The organism is Priestia sp. ST2 (genome assembly GCF_055810735.1).
The window spans coordinates 1,031,997-1,048,288 of sequence record NZ_JBVVNT010000002.1 but is presented as its reverse complement, the minus strand read 5'-3'; the positions used below and the strand labels follow the sequence as shown (position 1 = coordinate 1,048,288).

General features: G+C 34.7%; 17 protein-coding genes. 12 read left to right on the top strand and 5 right to left on the bottom strand.

Translation table 11 applies throughout. From position 1 onward, the window contains the following. Nucleotides 1–103 precede the first annotated feature (103 nt). The 5 genes from AC0KUU_RS11750 (at nucleotide 104) to AC0KUU_RS11730 (ending at nucleotide 3,908) form a co-directional block, all read left to right on the top strand. A complete protein-coding gene (locus AC0KUU_RS11750; RefSeq protein ID WP_237074749.1) occupies nucleotides 104–436 on the top strand; it encodes a hypothetical protein in 333 nt (110 codons plus the stop codon). A 95-nt stretch (nucleotides 437–531) separates the two neighbouring features. Beyond that, nucleotides 532–879: an outer membrane protein assembly factor BamD gene (locus tag AC0KUU_RS11745; protein WP_162213987.1), complete on the top strand. Its 348-nt coding sequence runs from the start codon at nucleotides 532–534 to the stop codon at nucleotides 877–879. Nucleotides 880–1,159: 280 nt separating this feature from the next. Next, on the top strand, nucleotides 1,160–1,735 hold the full coding sequence (locus AC0KUU_RS11740; protein WP_237074750.1) for a hypothetical protein: 576 nt from the start codon (nucleotides 1,160–1,162) through the stop codon (nucleotides 1,733–1,735). 394 nt (nucleotides 1,736–2,129) lie between these two features. Continuing rightward, on the top strand, nucleotides 2,130–3,053 hold the full coding sequence (locus tag AC0KUU_RS11735; RefSeq protein WP_237074795.1) for a LysR family transcriptional regulator: 924 nt from the start codon (nucleotides 2,130–2,132) through the stop codon (nucleotides 3,051–3,053). 165 nt (nucleotides 3,054–3,218) lie between these two features. Then, nucleotides 3,219–3,908, top strand: a complete 690-nt coding sequence (locus tag AC0KUU_RS11730; protein ID WP_237074751.1) for an alpha/beta fold hydrolase — start codon at nucleotides 3,219–3,221, stop codon at nucleotides 3,906–3,908. An 87-nt stretch (nucleotides 3,909–3,995) separates the two neighbouring features. Here AC0KUU_RS11730 and AC0KUU_RS11725 read toward each other — a convergent pair whose 3' ends face one another. Beyond that, nucleotides 3,996–4,583: a DUF4825 domain-containing protein gene (locus tag AC0KUU_RS11725; RefSeq protein ID WP_162213993.1), complete on the bottom strand. Its 588-nt coding sequence runs from the start codon at nucleotides 4,581–4,583 to the stop codon at nucleotides 3,996–3,998. A 230-nt stretch (nucleotides 4,584–4,813) separates the two neighbouring features. Further along, a complete protein-coding gene (gene mle / locus AC0KUU_RS11720; protein WP_322551944.1) occupies nucleotides 4,814–5,653 on the bottom strand; it encodes an alpha/beta fold macrolide esterase in 840 nt (279 codons plus the stop codon). A 441-nt stretch (nucleotides 5,654–6,094) separates the two neighbouring features. Here mle and AC0KUU_RS11715 point away from each other — a divergent pair, with 441 nt between their 5' ends. From AC0KUU_RS11715 to AC0KUU_RS11705, 3 genes are all read left to right on the top strand, one after another. Further along, nucleotides 6,095–6,871, top strand: coding sequence for an SDR family oxidoreductase (locus AC0KUU_RS11715; protein ID WP_043980738.1), 777 nt, complete (start codon nucleotides 6,095–6,097; stop codon nucleotides 6,869–6,871). Between the two features lie 283 nt (nucleotides 6,872–7,154). Continuing rightward, nucleotides 7,155–7,946, top strand: a complete 792-nt coding sequence (locus AC0KUU_RS11710; protein ID WP_043980740.1) for an aminoglycoside phosphotransferase family protein — start codon at nucleotides 7,155–7,157, stop codon at nucleotides 7,944–7,946. 703 nt (nucleotides 7,947–8,649) lie between these two features. Beyond that, complete coding sequence (locus AC0KUU_RS11705; protein ID WP_043980742.1) at nucleotides 8,650–8,889, top strand: hypothetical protein; 240 nt, start codon at nucleotides 8,650–8,652, stop codon at nucleotides 8,887–8,889. A gap of 218 nt (nucleotides 8,890–9,107) precedes the next feature. On the opposite strand, the gene AC0KUU_RS11700 is transcribed toward AC0KUU_RS11705, so the two are convergent. The 3 genes from AC0KUU_RS11700 to AC0KUU_RS11690 form a co-directional block, all read right to left on the bottom strand. Further along, the gene (locus AC0KUU_RS11700; protein WP_043980744.1) at nucleotides 9,108–10,460 is read right to left on the bottom strand and encodes a sensor histidine kinase; all 1,353 of its coding nucleotides are present in this window, start codon (nucleotides 10,458–10,460) and stop codon (nucleotides 9,108–9,110) included. Further along, nucleotides 10,438–11,157, bottom strand: coding sequence for a response regulator transcription factor (locus AC0KUU_RS11695; protein ID WP_043980746.1), 720 nt, complete (start codon nucleotides 11,155–11,157; stop codon nucleotides 10,438–10,440). The genes AC0KUU_RS11700 and AC0KUU_RS11695 overlap by 23 nt, the downstream gene beginning before the upstream one ends. 92 nt (nucleotides 11,158–11,249) lie before the next feature. Beyond that, nucleotides 11,250–12,542, bottom strand: a complete 1,293-nt coding sequence (locus AC0KUU_RS11690) for a VTT domain-containing protein (RefSeq protein WP_043980748.1) — start codon at nucleotides 12,540–12,542, stop codon at nucleotides 11,250–11,252. A gap of 484 nt (nucleotides 12,543–13,026) precedes the next feature. Here AC0KUU_RS11690 and AC0KUU_RS11685 point away from each other — a divergent pair, with 484 nt between their 5' ends. The 4 genes from AC0KUU_RS11685 to AC0KUU_RS11670 all read left to right on the top strand — a co-directional run bounded on the left by AC0KUU_RS11685 (nucleotide 13,027) and on the right by AC0KUU_RS11670 (nucleotide 16,284). Next, a complete protein-coding gene (locus AC0KUU_RS11685; protein ID WP_043980750.1) occupies nucleotides 13,027–14,229 on the top strand; it encodes an MGDG synthase family glycosyltransferase in 1,203 nt (400 codons plus the stop codon). Nucleotide 14,230: 1 nt separating this feature from the next. Then, the gene (locus AC0KUU_RS11680; protein WP_043980752.1) at nucleotides 14,231–14,929 is read left to right on the top strand and encodes a polysaccharide deacetylase family protein; all 699 of its coding nucleotides are present in this window, start codon (nucleotides 14,231–14,233) and stop codon (nucleotides 14,927–14,929) included. A gap of 315 nt (nucleotides 14,930–15,244) precedes the next feature. Next, the gene (locus AC0KUU_RS11675) at nucleotides 15,245–15,367 is read left to right on the top strand and encodes a hypothetical protein (RefSeq protein ID WP_255255999.1); all 123 of its coding nucleotides are present in this window, start codon (nucleotides 15,245–15,247) and stop codon (nucleotides 15,365–15,367) included. Nucleotides 15,368–15,888: 521 nt separating this feature from the next. Beyond that, nucleotides 15,889–16,284, top strand: a complete 396-nt coding sequence (locus AC0KUU_RS11670) for a YczF family membrane protein (protein WP_377560003.1) — start codon at nucleotides 15,889–15,891, stop codon at nucleotides 16,282–16,284. Nucleotides 16,285–16,292: the final 8 nt, after the last annotated feature.

Below are 16,292 nucleotides of genomic sequence, written 5' to 3'. Positions count from 1 at the left end.
TTAAGTTGACTACTTTTTCTTTCAGAAAATACGTTCTATGTGAGCGTATTACATATATCAAAACCTAATTATAGTAAAACAAAAAAATTTTAAGAGGTCGAAAGTGAATAAAAAAATTCGATGTGGCTTAGCTAGTTGTATACCAATTCTAGGGGCGTTAAGTATATATTTTTTGTTCTTTTCTTACGATAAGTTTTATGTAACGAAAGACGATAATATGTTTAACACAAAGCTTTTAAGTGATACATATGGAAATTATGAGTGCGTGGAGATGGCTGATCAAACAAAGTATGACTCTAAGAAATATTTTAGAGCCTTTGGCAAAACACAAAATGGGGATTTTGTTTATGCTATTAAAGGTGATCCTAAGCATAAACAAGTGCTGCTAATTGAAAACACGGAGATGCCTGCGTGGTTTTTGTATTCTCGTCAATAAAGGTGCTAAAGTGTCTGTAAAACCCATTATGTTAAATAAAGATGTTGTATTATTTTTCTTTTGAAATATATTTCGAATAAAGAAGGGGCTGTGTTATGAAAAAGTGGTTATACTTACCTTTTATTCTATCTTTGGTTATTCTATGTGCAGCATGTTCAAGTTTAACTTGGAAAAAACAATACGCGGATTCTCCACCTAAGGAGTTGTTGTCAGATGGAGAAGAATATTCTATTTTGGCAGTAGGTGAAGACATCGATCATCCAGAGGAAATAATGGGTTTAAAACAAGTTCGATATTTTTCCTCGTTGGAAGAAGTAAAGAATCAATATCCAGACTTAAAGGTAGAGGGCAGCCCTTTCTTTATTATTTTTAATGATAAAGAAGTCGTTTTAAGAACTTCAGAATTAAACAAAGCGATACGTTTTGTAGAAGAAAATTACTAGATACAAAAACAAATAAATTTTGTATCATCTTTTCCTCCTACAAAAAATGTATAATAAGCTTCATTACGTTCATCTTCCACATTCATCTTCCACATTCATCTCCAAATCTAATTTTTTAACTAAACGCTTAAAAACTAATAAAAGACACCAAGGAAACATAAAGCACCTTGGTGTTTTTACGTTTAATAATATCTCATATGACAATTATAAAATACAAAATATGGAGAATATGATAACATATGTTTATTGTTGTGGGATAAAAAATGTTTGGAGGAGAAATATGAAAAAGTTCTATCTTGGTTTGTTTGTTATTTGTTTAGTATTTATCATTTCCGCTTGTTCAAAAACCGAATATGTAAACAATGTTGAGTACTTAAAATTACAAAAAGCAGAGGTAACGTTAACAGATGATGAAAAAATCGTTGGGGAAATGATAGTACCTGATAAAAAGAATAAAAGTAAACGTATCGTTCCAACAGAGTTACACTATACATTCACGATGGAAAATACGTCTAATAATATTATGGCTCTCTCTGATTTTGCTAAAACAAACATTCGCATAGAACCAGATAAGGAGTTAGTATCAGCTGTAAAAGAAGCAATTGGTTCAAATATTTATAATATGGATAACAACAAGTTAGGTATTGGTATGAGTATAGGAGAAATTCCATCTAAAGGAACAAGTAAATTTACTCTTAGTTATACCTTAGGAGCAAAGGAAAAAAATAATGAATTACCTCTTTTGCCAACTGAAGAAAAACTAAAAAAGCTACAAGCTAATGCGTTAAAGGGTACACTCATTATCTCCCAAGATGACAAGGATATTGCAAAGTTTAGGTTAGATTCAAGCCAATAAACATGATTACAAGTTTAAATAATAGATTAATAGCTCGCTAATCCTGTATATCGTCAGCGTTAGCGAGCTATTGTTTTTATATTTATACGCTTGTATGTGGATTTACTTTTTCAAAAAATAAAATTGATTAGCCTTACTTATTTGGTTACGATAAGCGCTCGAATAATTTCATTCCAATAGTATTTGAAGTTTTTGTCACTTGTATTTTTTTGCATTAGAACGGTTTGTTCCTTTGTATTCTCTTTTTTTATAGACATTATGATTTCCCCTTATCTCTTTATATTTAGTATGTTGTGGTTTGATTTACCATATTTTATAATGAAATTAGCAATCGTTACAGATGAACATTACGATTGAATCAATCGAAATATCCGATTATAAAGAGGTGAGGAAAATCGAAATAAAACAACTGATTACGTTTAAAACAGCTGCAGAAAATTTAAATTTTACGTATACAGCTAAAATTTTGAACTTTGCTCAATCAAGCGTTACCGCTCAAATAAAAGCTCTTGAAAATGAACTTGAAACTCCTTTATTTGAACGTCTCGGAAAGCGCTTGGTTTTAACAGAAGCAGGTAGAGAATTTAAAAGGTACGCCGATAAAATGATTCAATTGACTAAGGAAGCAAAAAACGCTGTAAGTGGAGTGGAAGAGCCTGCGGGTACACTTATTATTGGATCTTCTGAAAGCCAGTGCACGTATAGATTGCCTCCAATATTAAAAGAGTTCAAGGATCAATTTCCAAAGGTTAAAATGATTTTTAAGCCCACTTACTCTCAAGCACAAACAAGAGCGCAGCTACTAGACGGCACTCTTGATATCGCCTTTACGATGGGGCCTATCCAGCATCATGATGCAAATCTACATACACAATGTCTTGTTGCAGAAGACTTGAAAATTATTGCTGCTCCTCAGCATCCTTTAGCTGATAAAACGGATATCTACTTAGAAGAGCTTGAAAATGAGACTCTTTTGTATACTGAGTCGGGGTGTTCATACCGGGTAGTATCGGAAAATTTGTTTCGCGAGGCGGGTATTTGTACATCAACTAAATTTGAATTTGCAAGCGTGGAAGCTATTAAGCAATGCGTCATGCTAGATTTAGGTATTGCGATATTGCCCGAAGTAGTGGTAAAAGGAGAGCTTGAGAAAGGCATGTTAAAAGAATTGGCTTGTACTAAAATTGATACGCCTCTTTATACACAAATGTTTTGGCATAAAGATAAATTTATGTCTCTTCCTTTACAATCTTTTATTCAATTGGCTTACAGTACTTTTGGTTTAAATTATATAGGTATCGAAAGTAAAAAACTCTAGGTGCATTATGCTGACTAAAGAATTACACTGGATACATAAAATAATCTAATATCTTTCCTAATAAGATAAGAGGTGAAGGAAATCTTCATTCCTTCGCTAATATATAGATGAACCTTAATAAACTAGATTTTAATTGGTGAAATCTGAGTTAGGAGTTGATCTAATTTGAAAATGCGAGTAAATCAAATTGAACTAAATGGTTTAACATTTCAATATCGAGAGGCAGGCGAAGCTTCGGCACCCGCTATTATTGCACTTCACGCTTTGGGAATGAGTGCAGAGTCTTGGGATGAAGTAGCAGCTGTATTAGGAGAGGAATATCGATTTTTAGCTTTAGATCAGCGAGGACACGGTGGAAGTGAAAGAACCAGCACCTATACGTTTGAACTTATGTGTGATGACTTGCTTCAGTTCGTGAATGTGATGAATTTGGAGCGTTTTACGTTGATTGGGCATTCTATGGGGGGGACGGTGTCCTATCTTTTTTCTGAAACATTTCCAGAAAGGGTAGATCGGCTGATTGTTGAAGATACTCCTCCACCTTTTACAGGAGAAAAGTTCGAAATTCCTGCCAAACCGCCTGGTTCTTTACCGTTTGACTGGGAGGTTGTACCTTCAATTCTTCAACAGTTAAACAACCCCAATCCTAAATGGTGGGGAAGTCTTACAGAGATAATTGCACCTACTCTCATCATAGGAGGAGGATCCAGCCATATTCCTCAAGATAAATTGCAAGAAGTTTCTAAGCGCATTCCAAATTGTAAATTAGTAACGATAGAAGGGGCTGGACATGAGGTGCATGCAGGAAACTTATCCGCTTTTTTAACTGCTGTGAAAAGCTTCCTTGATTCGTGACTTTCTGGAGCTTTTATTTAATCTGAAAGTTTGGTTAAGTAAATAGAAAACAAATAAAGAGCCTTATTTAAGGCTCTTTATTTGTTCTTATTCTTCTACGATAGGAACATTCTTAAAAAATTGTTCTCGAATAGTTGCCGATTTAACTGCTTTATTAATCTTCTCTTTATTATTATCTATAAATTGCTGTGCGTTTTCTTTATCAAATAACTCATTGCTACTTGGTAAAGTTTGAATGTTTTTGGAAATGAATTGTTTCATTTCTTGTCTAGATACTGAGAATTTCTGATCATCTATTTTAAAACTGTACCCTTCAGCATTAGGTATTAGTATCGTTAAATAAATAGCATTGTAAAGAAAATTTTTCTCTAATGTATTCTTACCGTCAAACCAATATTTTAACATTTCATCTTTTGATAAAGAGCCCTCTTTAGTACCATACATTATTTTTGGTGTTTTATTATGTAAATCAATTTCTTTAAATGTTTCCCCTCCAGGCAATGCTCTTACGATAGCTACTACGTTAGAATTATCTCCAACATAAGTTCCACTGTGGTCTTTAAGATCTTTTACATCAACAGTGTTAATGCTTGTGACTTCTTCTTTTGAAGAACAGCCGGTTATACCTACAAGGATTAATAAGATTAAACCAAAAAGTACCTTAAAATATTTCATAATAACCTCCATTTTCTTACTTTAATACCCTTATGTGGATATTTCACGAATTATCAGTGTATCGTAAATGTGATGTTTTGAAAAGTTGTAGGTACTTTTGTACAAAACACCCTTTGCTATAGGAAACGTTTTGTCTACTGTAAGTAGAAGGAAGGAACTTTGAAACATGAAAAGACCCCAAAGCTTTCTTGAAAAAACGCTTTGAAGTCTTCATATCTCATGTTTTGATTTTAGGAGCTAATCCTTACAATTGATTTGATGATTTGTTCCCAGTCTTCACTATGGACTTCATGTCCCGTACGATCAAGAGCTATTAAATTAGCATGAGCAATAGCTTTTGCAAGAGCAAGTCCATGTTCGTATGGGAGTGCCGGATCTTCTGTTCCATGAATAATCAGTGTAGGTATAGTAATTTCACTCAATCTGTCATAATATTGGCCTCCTCCTTGAAGCAAAGCATGGTTAAATCTACTCGGCAGCTGTTTGGCGCGGGCAGCTTCTCTTTCTGCTAGCTTATACATTCTTTTCTCTTCATAAGGTTTTGTTCCACTTAAAATTTTCCATCCACCTGCAAGGTAGGGAACAGTCTCCTCTTGATTTGACCAGTCTATGGAAGCGCTCTTCGTGTGGTAATCAAGTATCCGCTGATCCATTGGGGGCAATTTTTCCGCCTCCGTTCCAAATACGCTTGATGCAATTAAAGTAAGGGAGTCTATGCGATCCGGATATCTAAGAGCAAGGATTTGTCCTATCATCCCGCCCAAAGACATTCCCACAATATGAGCTTTGTCTATAGAGTAAGCATCTAAAACACCAATTGCATCGTCAGCCATATCCGTTATTGTATAGTTAGACGTACCGGGTGGATAAGTGGTAGATCGCCCTAAATCACGATGGTCGTAACGAATAACAAATCTCTCATGTTCAGCGAAGCGAAGACAGAAGTCTTCATCCCACCAATCTAATGAAGACATTGCTCCCATTATTAAAAGTACAGCAGGATTCTTGGGGTTTCCAAAACTTTCTGTACAAATCTCAACGTTATCAATTTTTATTATCTCTTCATTCATTCGTGTACCTCCTTTTAAGTGTTAGAGAAATGAAAAGCAGTCCTTTATTCAGTTCTCTAACATAGGGATATTTCCTTTTAGAATTTTATTTAGGAAATCCATTATTCTACCTATCTCTTTACCTTTTTACTAAAAAGTAAAATATAACGTTCTTGAAAATGTAACTAAGGAAAGAGCCTAAACTTGTTGGAGACTAGGGGGATTCAGCTTTTGCTGTCTGAAACATGTTGATAAGGCAGGAAAGTTGAATGCATATATGGAAAAATACTTATGTGAGGTGAAATAAAAATGAATGATTACTATGGAGAAAATACCTTTTAAACTTTAATTACATTTTTTCATTTATTACAACTTGATAGATTAATATACATATACAGGATTGCTGAGTTCGTGTGCTATTGGTGAGCATATGAATTCAACGTTCTGATGAGGAGATGCTTTATGAAGCGGTTAATAAATAAAATTGCGATTGTTACTGGTGCTAGTCGGGCAAAAGGTATTGGTACTGAAATATGCAGGGAATTAGCTAGAGAAGGCGCAGATATTTTTTTCACTCATTGGTCAAAGTATGATCGTTTAATGGATTATTGCAATGAGGATGATTTTAAATGGTCGAAACATCTTATGGAAGAGATTCGCAGTCTGGGAGTGCGATGTGAATCAATGGAATTGGATTTATCGCAACCTGATGCACCAAGAAAGCTGCTTGGTGAAGTTCAAAACAAACTAGGTTCTCCATCAATCCTTGTAAATAATGCAACACATTCCGTGGACGTAGATTTTCGTTCTATAGATGCTGATATGCTTGATGCTCATTATAACGTGAATGTTAGAGGAACGTGTCTTTTGACTGTTGAGTTTGCACGTCTAATCGAAGGTAAGCATGGCGGTCGAATTATTAATATGGTTTCAGGTCAAGATAAGTCACCTGAGCCTGGGAATTTGGCTTATGTTGCAACAAAAGGGGCTGTTTCTACGTTTACTAAATCAGTTGCTATTGAATTAGCACCTCTTAAAATTACTGTTAATGCTGTAGATCCTGGACCAACTAACACTGGCTGGATGAACAGTGAGTTAAAGGAAGAGCTACTGCCAAAGTTCCCAATGGGTCGACTTGGTGAGCCCCGCGATGCCGCAAAATTAGTTATCTTTTTAGCAAGTGAAGAATCAGAATGGATTACTGGACAAATTATTCACTCAGATGGAGGCTTTTGGTGATTTAACATAGTAGCGGTCTTCCACTTTTTAGCGGATTTTTGTATGAAACAAGCAGTTAAAAGGATCTTCGAATGAAGATTCTTTTTTATAATGTAACGTAATATGACGATAACCGATTTTCTCCACTTTATTAGTCAGTCCCAAAGGATTGTTGATGGGCTACAAAAGAAAAAGTACGGGCTTTTCTAAATCAGTAGTAAAATGAGATATTTCATTTATGACGAATGCTTTATCATTTTCACTTATTGACGACAAATAGGATATATTCAGGGGGAATGTTTATATGTCAAGCTTTGAGGACGAAGAAGTGCTAACAGGAGGGAATGTCTCTAACGTTTATCGCTTGGGAGATACTGTACGACGAGAATTAAAATCAGATAGTCATAAATTTCATAAACTATTAAAGCATTTAGAGAACAAAGGTTTTAGTTATGCACCAAAATTTTTAGGCATTGATGAAAAAGGGAGAGAGGTCTTGTCATTTATTGAAGGTGAAGCTGGTAATTATCCCTTGAAGAAATATATGTGGTCTGACGATGTTTTAATAGAAATAGGGAAAATGCTCCGTCTTTATCATGATTCAGTGAGTGATTTTTCATTTGATGACAGCTGGAAATCAATAGATAACACTCCTAAACCATTTGAGGTACTATGTCATAATGATTTTGCCATATACAACATCATTTTTAAGCACAAAAGACCAGTAGGCGTCATTGATTTTGATGTTGCTGGGCCTGGTCCAAGAATTTGGGACATTGCTTATACTCTTTATACGTGCGTCCCCTTAAGTAGATTTTATCTTTCTGACACAGGTGAGAGGATTTATTATAATTCATTGCAGCACGCTCAACATATAAACCAAAGAGTGAATTTATTTTTTGAATCTTACGGCGAAGAAGTACAAGAAGGTTATTTGGAATTGGTATTGCTGAGATTAGAGGGGTTATGTAAAACAATTACAAGAAAAGCCAGCGAAGGCGACAGTGCGTTCCAGAAAATGATACACCAAGGGCATCTTGAACATTATCAAAATGATATTAAATTTATTCGTGAACATAGGAAAGAATGGGTTTAAGGATAAGTTTTAATTGAAGAAGCAACACACTTTTATTAAAAAGCATGTCTATAACATCCTTTATGTAAATGATGGCTGTTATTCCTGGTAGAGGAGCACTTGTTATGCGAATTATTAATATTAGAGAACAGGTATAGTACAAAGATAAAGCTATTGAATATATTCAGAGATTGTATTTAATAGATTAACTATTAATTTTTATTTAAAATGTTTTTTACTGTTTCAATCAGTGAATAGCGGGTATAAATTGATTATACAAGCGTAGTGCCCCCCAGGAACATGCATGTATATTTCTTTTTCTTACTTACCCTGTTTGAATCCTCTTTTTATGGAGGGTTCTTTTTTTTGCGTCTAAGAGGTATAACTTTTTTAATTATATATATCAAACTCTTTAACATATATGTATTTTATACTCAATAAATCAATGCAACAACAGCAATATAAGATGAAAGAGATTCAGTGTGTTTGTAAGTTGCAGCAACAAAAACAATCGTTATGCACTAAGAGCTAGCTTTTTATATGTGCCCTCGAAAGAGCATCATGTTGACTAGGGGGTAATGTAAGAAGTATTGCAGAAATACTATGGACAGGGATGGCCAAATTTTCAATTTGTAAAATATTTTTTTTGCTTTTACGCGTTTTGCTTATGCCAATTTTTGTTTTTTTTATAGTATGTACTATAAATGTATAGGGAGGTGAAGTTATGCCAGGACGTCGTAGTGGAGGTCGCCGTACATCTCAATCTCAATCTCGTTCTATAGTAGATAATTTTCGAAGAGGAGATAAAATTCAAGTTTTTTCTGCAGGAAGACAGCTTGATGGAAATGGTACGTTTATTCGAGCAGAAGGCGGATTTTTAGTATGGGAAGATAATTCAGGTAATAGAAATACGACTAGTTTAGAAAGTATCAGCGTTCGCAGATTAAGAAAACGTAGTTGCTAATAATTTGGACAGGCTCTGATTTTATATAAATAAAAAACACCTTCAAGCTGATAACCGGGTATGGAGTACCGAGCAATCACTTGGAGGTGTTTTTTCTGATGAAAAAACTGGTGATTCTGTTTTGAATGTATCCATTAGGTAGCATTTTTAGAAATTAAATATTGATAGTTGCTTCCTCACTAGTGGTACATGAGCTAATTTATATAAAAGCGACTTACTCAGTTTGTAAGGGGAAAAGTAACTTTAATCTCTGTTCCAGCATGTTCTTTGCTTTGTATATCAATTTCTCCTTTATGGAGGTTTACAATATTTTTAGCAATAGCTAATCCGAGTCCACTTCCTCCTGAATCCCGTTTGCGGGCTTTGTCTACTCGATAAAACCTTTCAAAAACATGAGATTGTTCGTCTTCTGGTATGCCAATGCCATAATCTTTTATTCGGAGAATCGCTTTATGCTGATTACTTTCCAAAAAGACCTCAATTACATCGGTACTATACTTTATAGCATTATCTAAAAAGATAATGATCACTTGTTTCAGCTTCAATTCATCTCCCTTGATGGAAATGGAGTGGGAATTTTTATGCAGAATAATAGGTCGGTCATAAACTTGCATGAACTGAGTTACAAGGGCTGTGCTGAGAGAGACAAGGTCAACTGATTTTATATCAACAGGTTCGGAGTCCTCTAATTCAGCTAAGCTTAATAGTGTTTTAGTCAAATTTTTCATTCTATTTGTTTCTGAATAAATAGCCTCAATTGCTTCTTTTGCTATTGTTTCGTCTTGTGTTCCATGCCTTCTAAGAATCGTAATAAAACTGCTAATAACAGTCACAGGTGTTTTTAACTCATGAGAGGCATCGGAAATAAATTGCCTTTGTTTATCTGAGTTTTCCTTCAGTTTACTAATCATACGGTTAAATGTAGCTGCCATTTTGTACACTTCATCTTTTGTTTCAGTTTGTATACCAATCTTTTTCAGCGTTCCACTTTGTTCAATATCTTCCATTGTAGAGATCATTGATACAATAGGCTTCATAATGATAGCTGATAGCCATCTGCCAGCTAGAAAAGAGAGAAGAACAGAAACCAGGGTAACAGTCCCCATTATGGATAAAATAATATCTTTGCGGCTTTCTAGTCCTGATAACCGCTCACTTATTTCTAACGTGCCGATTACTTTGTGATTCTGATGAATCGGTACGTGAACTACTAAATTTTGATGTTCTTGAAAAGGTCTAAGTTCAAAGTTCTTTTCTGTTGAAAAAGTAGGGGGGATTTTTTGAACAAGGACTTTGTCGTTAGTGACTTGATTAATAGTTGTAGAGTTCGGCCCAACGATTCGAATAAAAGAGTGACTAGGCATGTAAGAGTTTAAAAGGTTTTTGTCTAGTGTTAAGGATTTGGAAATGTGGTATTTTTTCAACATTTCACTCGCATTTTTAAAGACTAAGTGTGCTTCCATATTAACGGTCGTTTTCATAAATAAGAAAAATACAATCGTATTTACAATGAGCAAGCTGACTAACAAAGAAACTGTAATAAACAAGTTAACCTTGGTAGTAATTTTCATATGGTTCCTTTCTTATCACATATCCTACTCCTCTGACGGTGCGAATCAAGGGAGAGTTAATCTCTTCTTCTATTTTCTTTCTCAAATGTCCAATATACACATCTACTACGTTTGTTTCTCCTTCATAATCGTAGCCCCAAACGGTCAAGAGGATATTTTCTCTGCTCAGTACGATATTTTGATTTTTTAGTAAATAAACAAGCAAATCATATTCTTTCGGGGTTAGTATAATCGTTTTGTTTTTTCTTATCACTTCTCTGGTCTCTAAATTCACAGATAAATCTTCTATTGATAAATGAACATCTTTTTTTTCAGTAACTTCTTGAATGATAGCTCCATGGCGAAGACTATTGCGCACTCTAGCTAATACTTCTTCTATTTCGAAGGGCTTGGTGATGTAATCATTTGCTCCATGATCTAGTCCCATCACTTTATCTAGCGTAGTGTCACGGGCTGTCAAAAGAATAACAGGGAGGCAGGCGTTCTTTTTTCTAATTCTTCGAAGGACTTCGATACCGCTAAGTTCTGGAAGCATAACGTCTAATAAAACTAGATCAATGCTATTATGTAAAGCAGCTTCAAGGCCGCTTTTTCCTTCATGCTCTACGAATACTTTGTATCCTTCATGTTCAAGCTCAATTTGAAGAGCTCGTGCAATCATTTCTTCATCTTCAACGATTAAAATACGGTTTTGCATGCAGCTTCTCCTTTCCCGTCGTTCAAAATATAATAAATGCCATTTGGACAAGATAAGTTCCTGTTTAGTTTGACTTTCTTTTTAGTGAACCGCTATAGACTAATACCTTTCATAAGGCGGAAGGTTTCAAGAAGCAAAACGTTTAACCCTAACCATACTCCTCCAAATACATATCCTGCTGCAATATCGCTGGGATATTGTATGCTGAGGTACAAACGACTAATCGCAATAAGCAATAAAATAAGAATGGCTGCTATTGGTGCTAATGTAGGAGTCCATAATCTTTTAGAGTATCGAACCAGCATAAATACAGCAAACCCATAAATAACAAAAGCCATCAAAGACTGCTCGCTTGGAAAGGTGTATGAAAGCTGTTCTATCAACGATTTTCTAATAGGGGAGAAATGGTGGAAAATTCGTCTTAGGCTTTCTTCGTATAGCTCTCCGCCGCCTGCAACAGCTACCAGAGATAATAATTCGATTTTTTTATCTCTGCCTTTCCATAAAATCCACACAAGTGTAAAGGAAATTAATGCCACCAGAACTTGCCTGGATCCCAGCATGAAAAATATCCGCATTGGTACATTCCAATCTTTATTAAAAAGGGCTGTTATTAATAGACTCGTTATTTTGTTAAAATCTCCAAACTCGTTTGCGATAAAGTCTTGCGTCATTCCAATCATAAGCAGAATAAACCCTAATGTTACTAATGCTGTAAATATAAAAACAAGCCCTGCCCGTTTCCGCGTATGAAACACATTTACTATCCACTTGAGACAATTAATTGCTATCTTTTTAATCGTTACTTTGAACTTTTTATAAATGTAAATAGCAACGAACAAACTTACAGCTACAATCATCCCAATGATAAAGTACTTCTTGATAGAATTATGAAACTGTTCCCACTGAGGTCCGAATAACTTTCCTAGAGTAATAAATGTGGTGACCCAAAGAAATGATCCGCTATAGGCGTACAGTGCATACGTACGAAAAGGAAGCCGAGTAATTCCTGAAAAATATCCTGTAATATGTCTAATAACAGGGAGGAAATAAGCAATAATCAACAGTTTGTTTCCATGCACACTAAACCATTTTGACATTCTTTCAATTCGCTCTGGCCCCATATGAAGGGTTTTTCCGTATTTATCAAAAAAAGGAGTCCCTAACTTATAACCAACTCCGTAGGCTATGGTCATTCCAACCATACTCCCCATATCAGCCACCAAGATACTTCCCATCCAGCTCAAATGTCCTTGAAAGGCAAGAACCCCAGCGTAGCCCATGAGCAGCTCCCCTGGAAGAGGAAGAGCGAGCAGTTCCAGCATCAATGCTAGAAACAGCACGATATATCCGTATTGATTTATATAAGATGTGATAAAATCCATGGTTTGTCCTTCTTTCATAATATGTATTTGCCTAAAGCACAGTGAATAACTCAAATATGCTTGAATTTGATTGAAAATAAGCTAAGTGAAAAGGTTAATTTCACCTTTGCTTTTCTTTTAATGTAGCACTATTTATAAAAAAAACTTTCTTTTTCATTGATTTTTAATGTTATTTTTAGCCTATTTTTAACTACAAACCGTAGACTGAAAATGTGCTATTTGAAAGCTCAACCTAAGACTGTATGTGTTTCTAATAAATAGTGTAAGAAATTCCTAAACAATCTATGTAACGAAAAAGAAGAAAAGATACACCACACAAATTGATGAAAAAGGCTAAATACCCGGTATTAATTTTTTTATCATGTTTACTCTTTTATCAGTAGAGTAAATCTTTACTTGCATAAACAAAAGAACAAAAAGATGTGGTGAATATTTCAGGTTCCATCATATGACGAAAGAATAAAAACTATAAGGAGGGAAAGTCATGAATAATCGTGAGAAGGATAAATACCTCATTCTTTCCGCTACATTTGGAGAGGGACATAAACAAGTGGCTAATGCGATAAGCGAGGCAGTAAATGAGATGGCTGCTGATGCTGAGCCCATTACTATGGATATCATGGAGTGGATTCATCCCACCCTCTATCCAATCAGCCACTATATTTATAAAAAAAGCATTAAGAAGTTTCCTCAAGTGTATAGCTTTTTGTATAAAAAAACTCGTGTAAAAAATTCATTTTCCATTAAGCTAAATTCGATCTTTTTGTCGGGCATGCAAACCGTGCTTAAAATCATACAGGAAATAAAACCGAAGGTAGTGGTTAGTACCTATCCATTTGCCGCCGGGATTATATCAAGATTAAAAGAGCAAGGGTTAATTGATATTCCAGCGGTAACCATCATCACAGATTATACGGATCATTCTTATTGGATTCATCCCTCTACAGACCAATATGTGGTAGGGTCTGCTCGATTGCGTGATCAATTAATTGCGTTAGGGGTAGAGGCAGACAAAATTAAAAACACTGGAATACCTGTACGGAAAAGATTTATGGATGTTCTTCCAAAAGACCTTCTCCTAGATAAATATATGATTAATCCAAATATGTTCACCCTGCTCATCATGGGAGGGGGAGACGGATTTTTTGGAAAAGGGATTTCAACCTTTAAGGCATTAGAATCCATTTCCACACCGATTCAACTTTTTATAGTATGTGGTAAAAATAAGAAATTAAAAACACAATTAGAGTGGGAATTAAAAGACTCGAAGCATGACGTGAGAATTTTTGGATACTGTGAAAAGGTTGAAGAATTAATGGCTATTGCAGATTTAATGATCAGCAAGCCGGGGGGAGTAACAACCTCTGAGGCAATGGCGATGGATCTACCAATACTGCTTTATCATTCGTTACCAGGACAAGAAGAAGACAATGCAGAGTATTTATGCCGTTCGGGATTCGCACTGTCTGCACAGTCAGAAAAAGAGTTAATTGCGCAAATTGAAAATCTTGTCCACGATTCAGCACCTTTAAGATGGATGAAACAAAGAATGAAAAAATATCAAACCAAAACATCATCCATAGACGCTCTCTATGTCATTATCGAAGCAGCAAGACGCGGTCCATTACGTAACGTAACAGATAGTAGAACGATACAAAAGCAAAAGGAGATAGAGGTGAGTATATAATATGGAGTTCATGATTTCTGCTATTATTTTTTTTATTTTATTATACACCGTTATTCCGTATTTCTTATCACGTGGTCTAGGAGTGAACGTAGTTAAAAGAGGAAGGGATTTATCTAAAATTGCTTTTACGTTTGATGATGGTCCGAACCCTATTTATACGCCGATACTTCTTGATTTATTGAAGAAAAATGAGGTGAAGGCAACCTTTTTTGTGGTCGGTACTAAAGCAGAAAAGTACCCTGAACTGATTCAGCGCATGCATAATGAAGGCCACTTAATCGGAATTCATAACTACGTACATCACTCCAACTGGTTTATGTCGCCTTGGAAAGTTAGAAATGGACTTAAGAATACAGCCAAGGTGATTAAATCTATCGCTGGAGTCACACCTATTTATTATCGCCCGCCTTGGGGAATGCTCAACCTTTTCGATTTTATGAGAAGAGGTAAATATAAGATTATTCTATGGTCAATCATGGCGGAAGATTGGCGCACCGCTGGCGGAAGTGAAAAGATCAAAAAACGCCTGGCAAACATAAAAGGCGGGGACGTCATTTTGCTGCACGACTGCGGAGATACGCTCGGGGCTGAATCCGACGCTCCAAGAAACACAATTAATGCGTTAAAAGATGTATTAAAAACAGTGCAAACAAAAGGATTCACTTGTGTCCGTGTTGATGAATTGGTAGAGAAGCTATAGATAGTAAGAGGATTAGAGGATTGTCTTTATTAAAACTTGCGAATGAAATTTTAATTCTTGTTATTTATTACCGTAACTAAATATCTTGTCTGTTATAAAAAAAGAACCTCTATTTTAAAGAGGTTCTTTTTTATGGTCAGTAAAAATATATGGTAATATAATCATATATTGGTTATATTTATAATTTCTTGATTTTTAAAATCTGTGTTGAATCAACAGTCAATTTAAACGAAATCTATGAAAGTAGGGTAGTTCTTGAAAAAAGTTATTTTGAAATTCTTTGTATATTTTTTAATCTTCTTTGGAGGAAACTTAATGATTAATATTCTGTTTACTTCTAATTTTGATCTTTTAACAGCATTTTCAACCGCTTTTGGAGTTTCCTTTGGGATTGCTATCTTTGAGTATTATACACATAAAAAAGGCAAGGTAGCATAAGGTGCAGTGTTTTTCACCCAATACATAAAAGATTTTATTAGAAACTTAAATATCATAGTATTAAATTATAAAAATTTTGAGGTTTGAGATGGGAAATTTGTTGAATTACATTTATTTTTTTATTGCCATTTTAGTTGGCTTGTACTTTTTTATCACCAATAAATACTCTAGAAAGCCACTATTCATGTTGTTACTATCGATGCTTTTATTTTATAGCAGCGCGTATTTCTTTTACTATAAGACTTATCCAATTAACTTACTCAGTACATTATCCATACTTGTGCTTTGGTGGATTATCCTTTTATTGCTAAGAGAGGTTTACTCTAGAGAAGAAAATATTTTCTGGAATCTTTGTTTAATCTATGTAGCGCTATACCACTCTTTGCATTATGTTTTTGATTCATTGGCTCAAAAGAACTTTTTGTATGGATTTATCTTTTATTTTTATACAAATGTAGGATTACTTCTGCTTGGCTTGTACTATTTCTTAAGAGTCTATAAAAATAGAACCGTGCATTAGAATGAAAAAAGCTCTTTGGAGATCAATGTCCGCAATTCTTGTGGCGTTAAATTTTTATAACAGATTGCTTTGCAGAAAATCAATTATTTTTCATCATTTAATAAATATTATTAAATCTCATGGACGCCTTGTATATTTTTATATTATTTACCGCACTTTAAAAGAAAAAGGCGAGGCTGATATAATGGCTAAAATAATTCCATCCTTATGCATTTTGCTCGGGGCTTATGTTCTTATTGTATTCATCGACGTTTTTCAGGGAAGCTATATGTTTCAATCGTTTTATAACCTAAAACAATATTTTGTAATTGCTCGTGGGGAAGATTATTTTTTGGTTATTTTATTTGCTTTACTATTCCTTGCTGTTAGCATTTTTCCTGTTTTAAAAAAACAATAGCCTCCCTT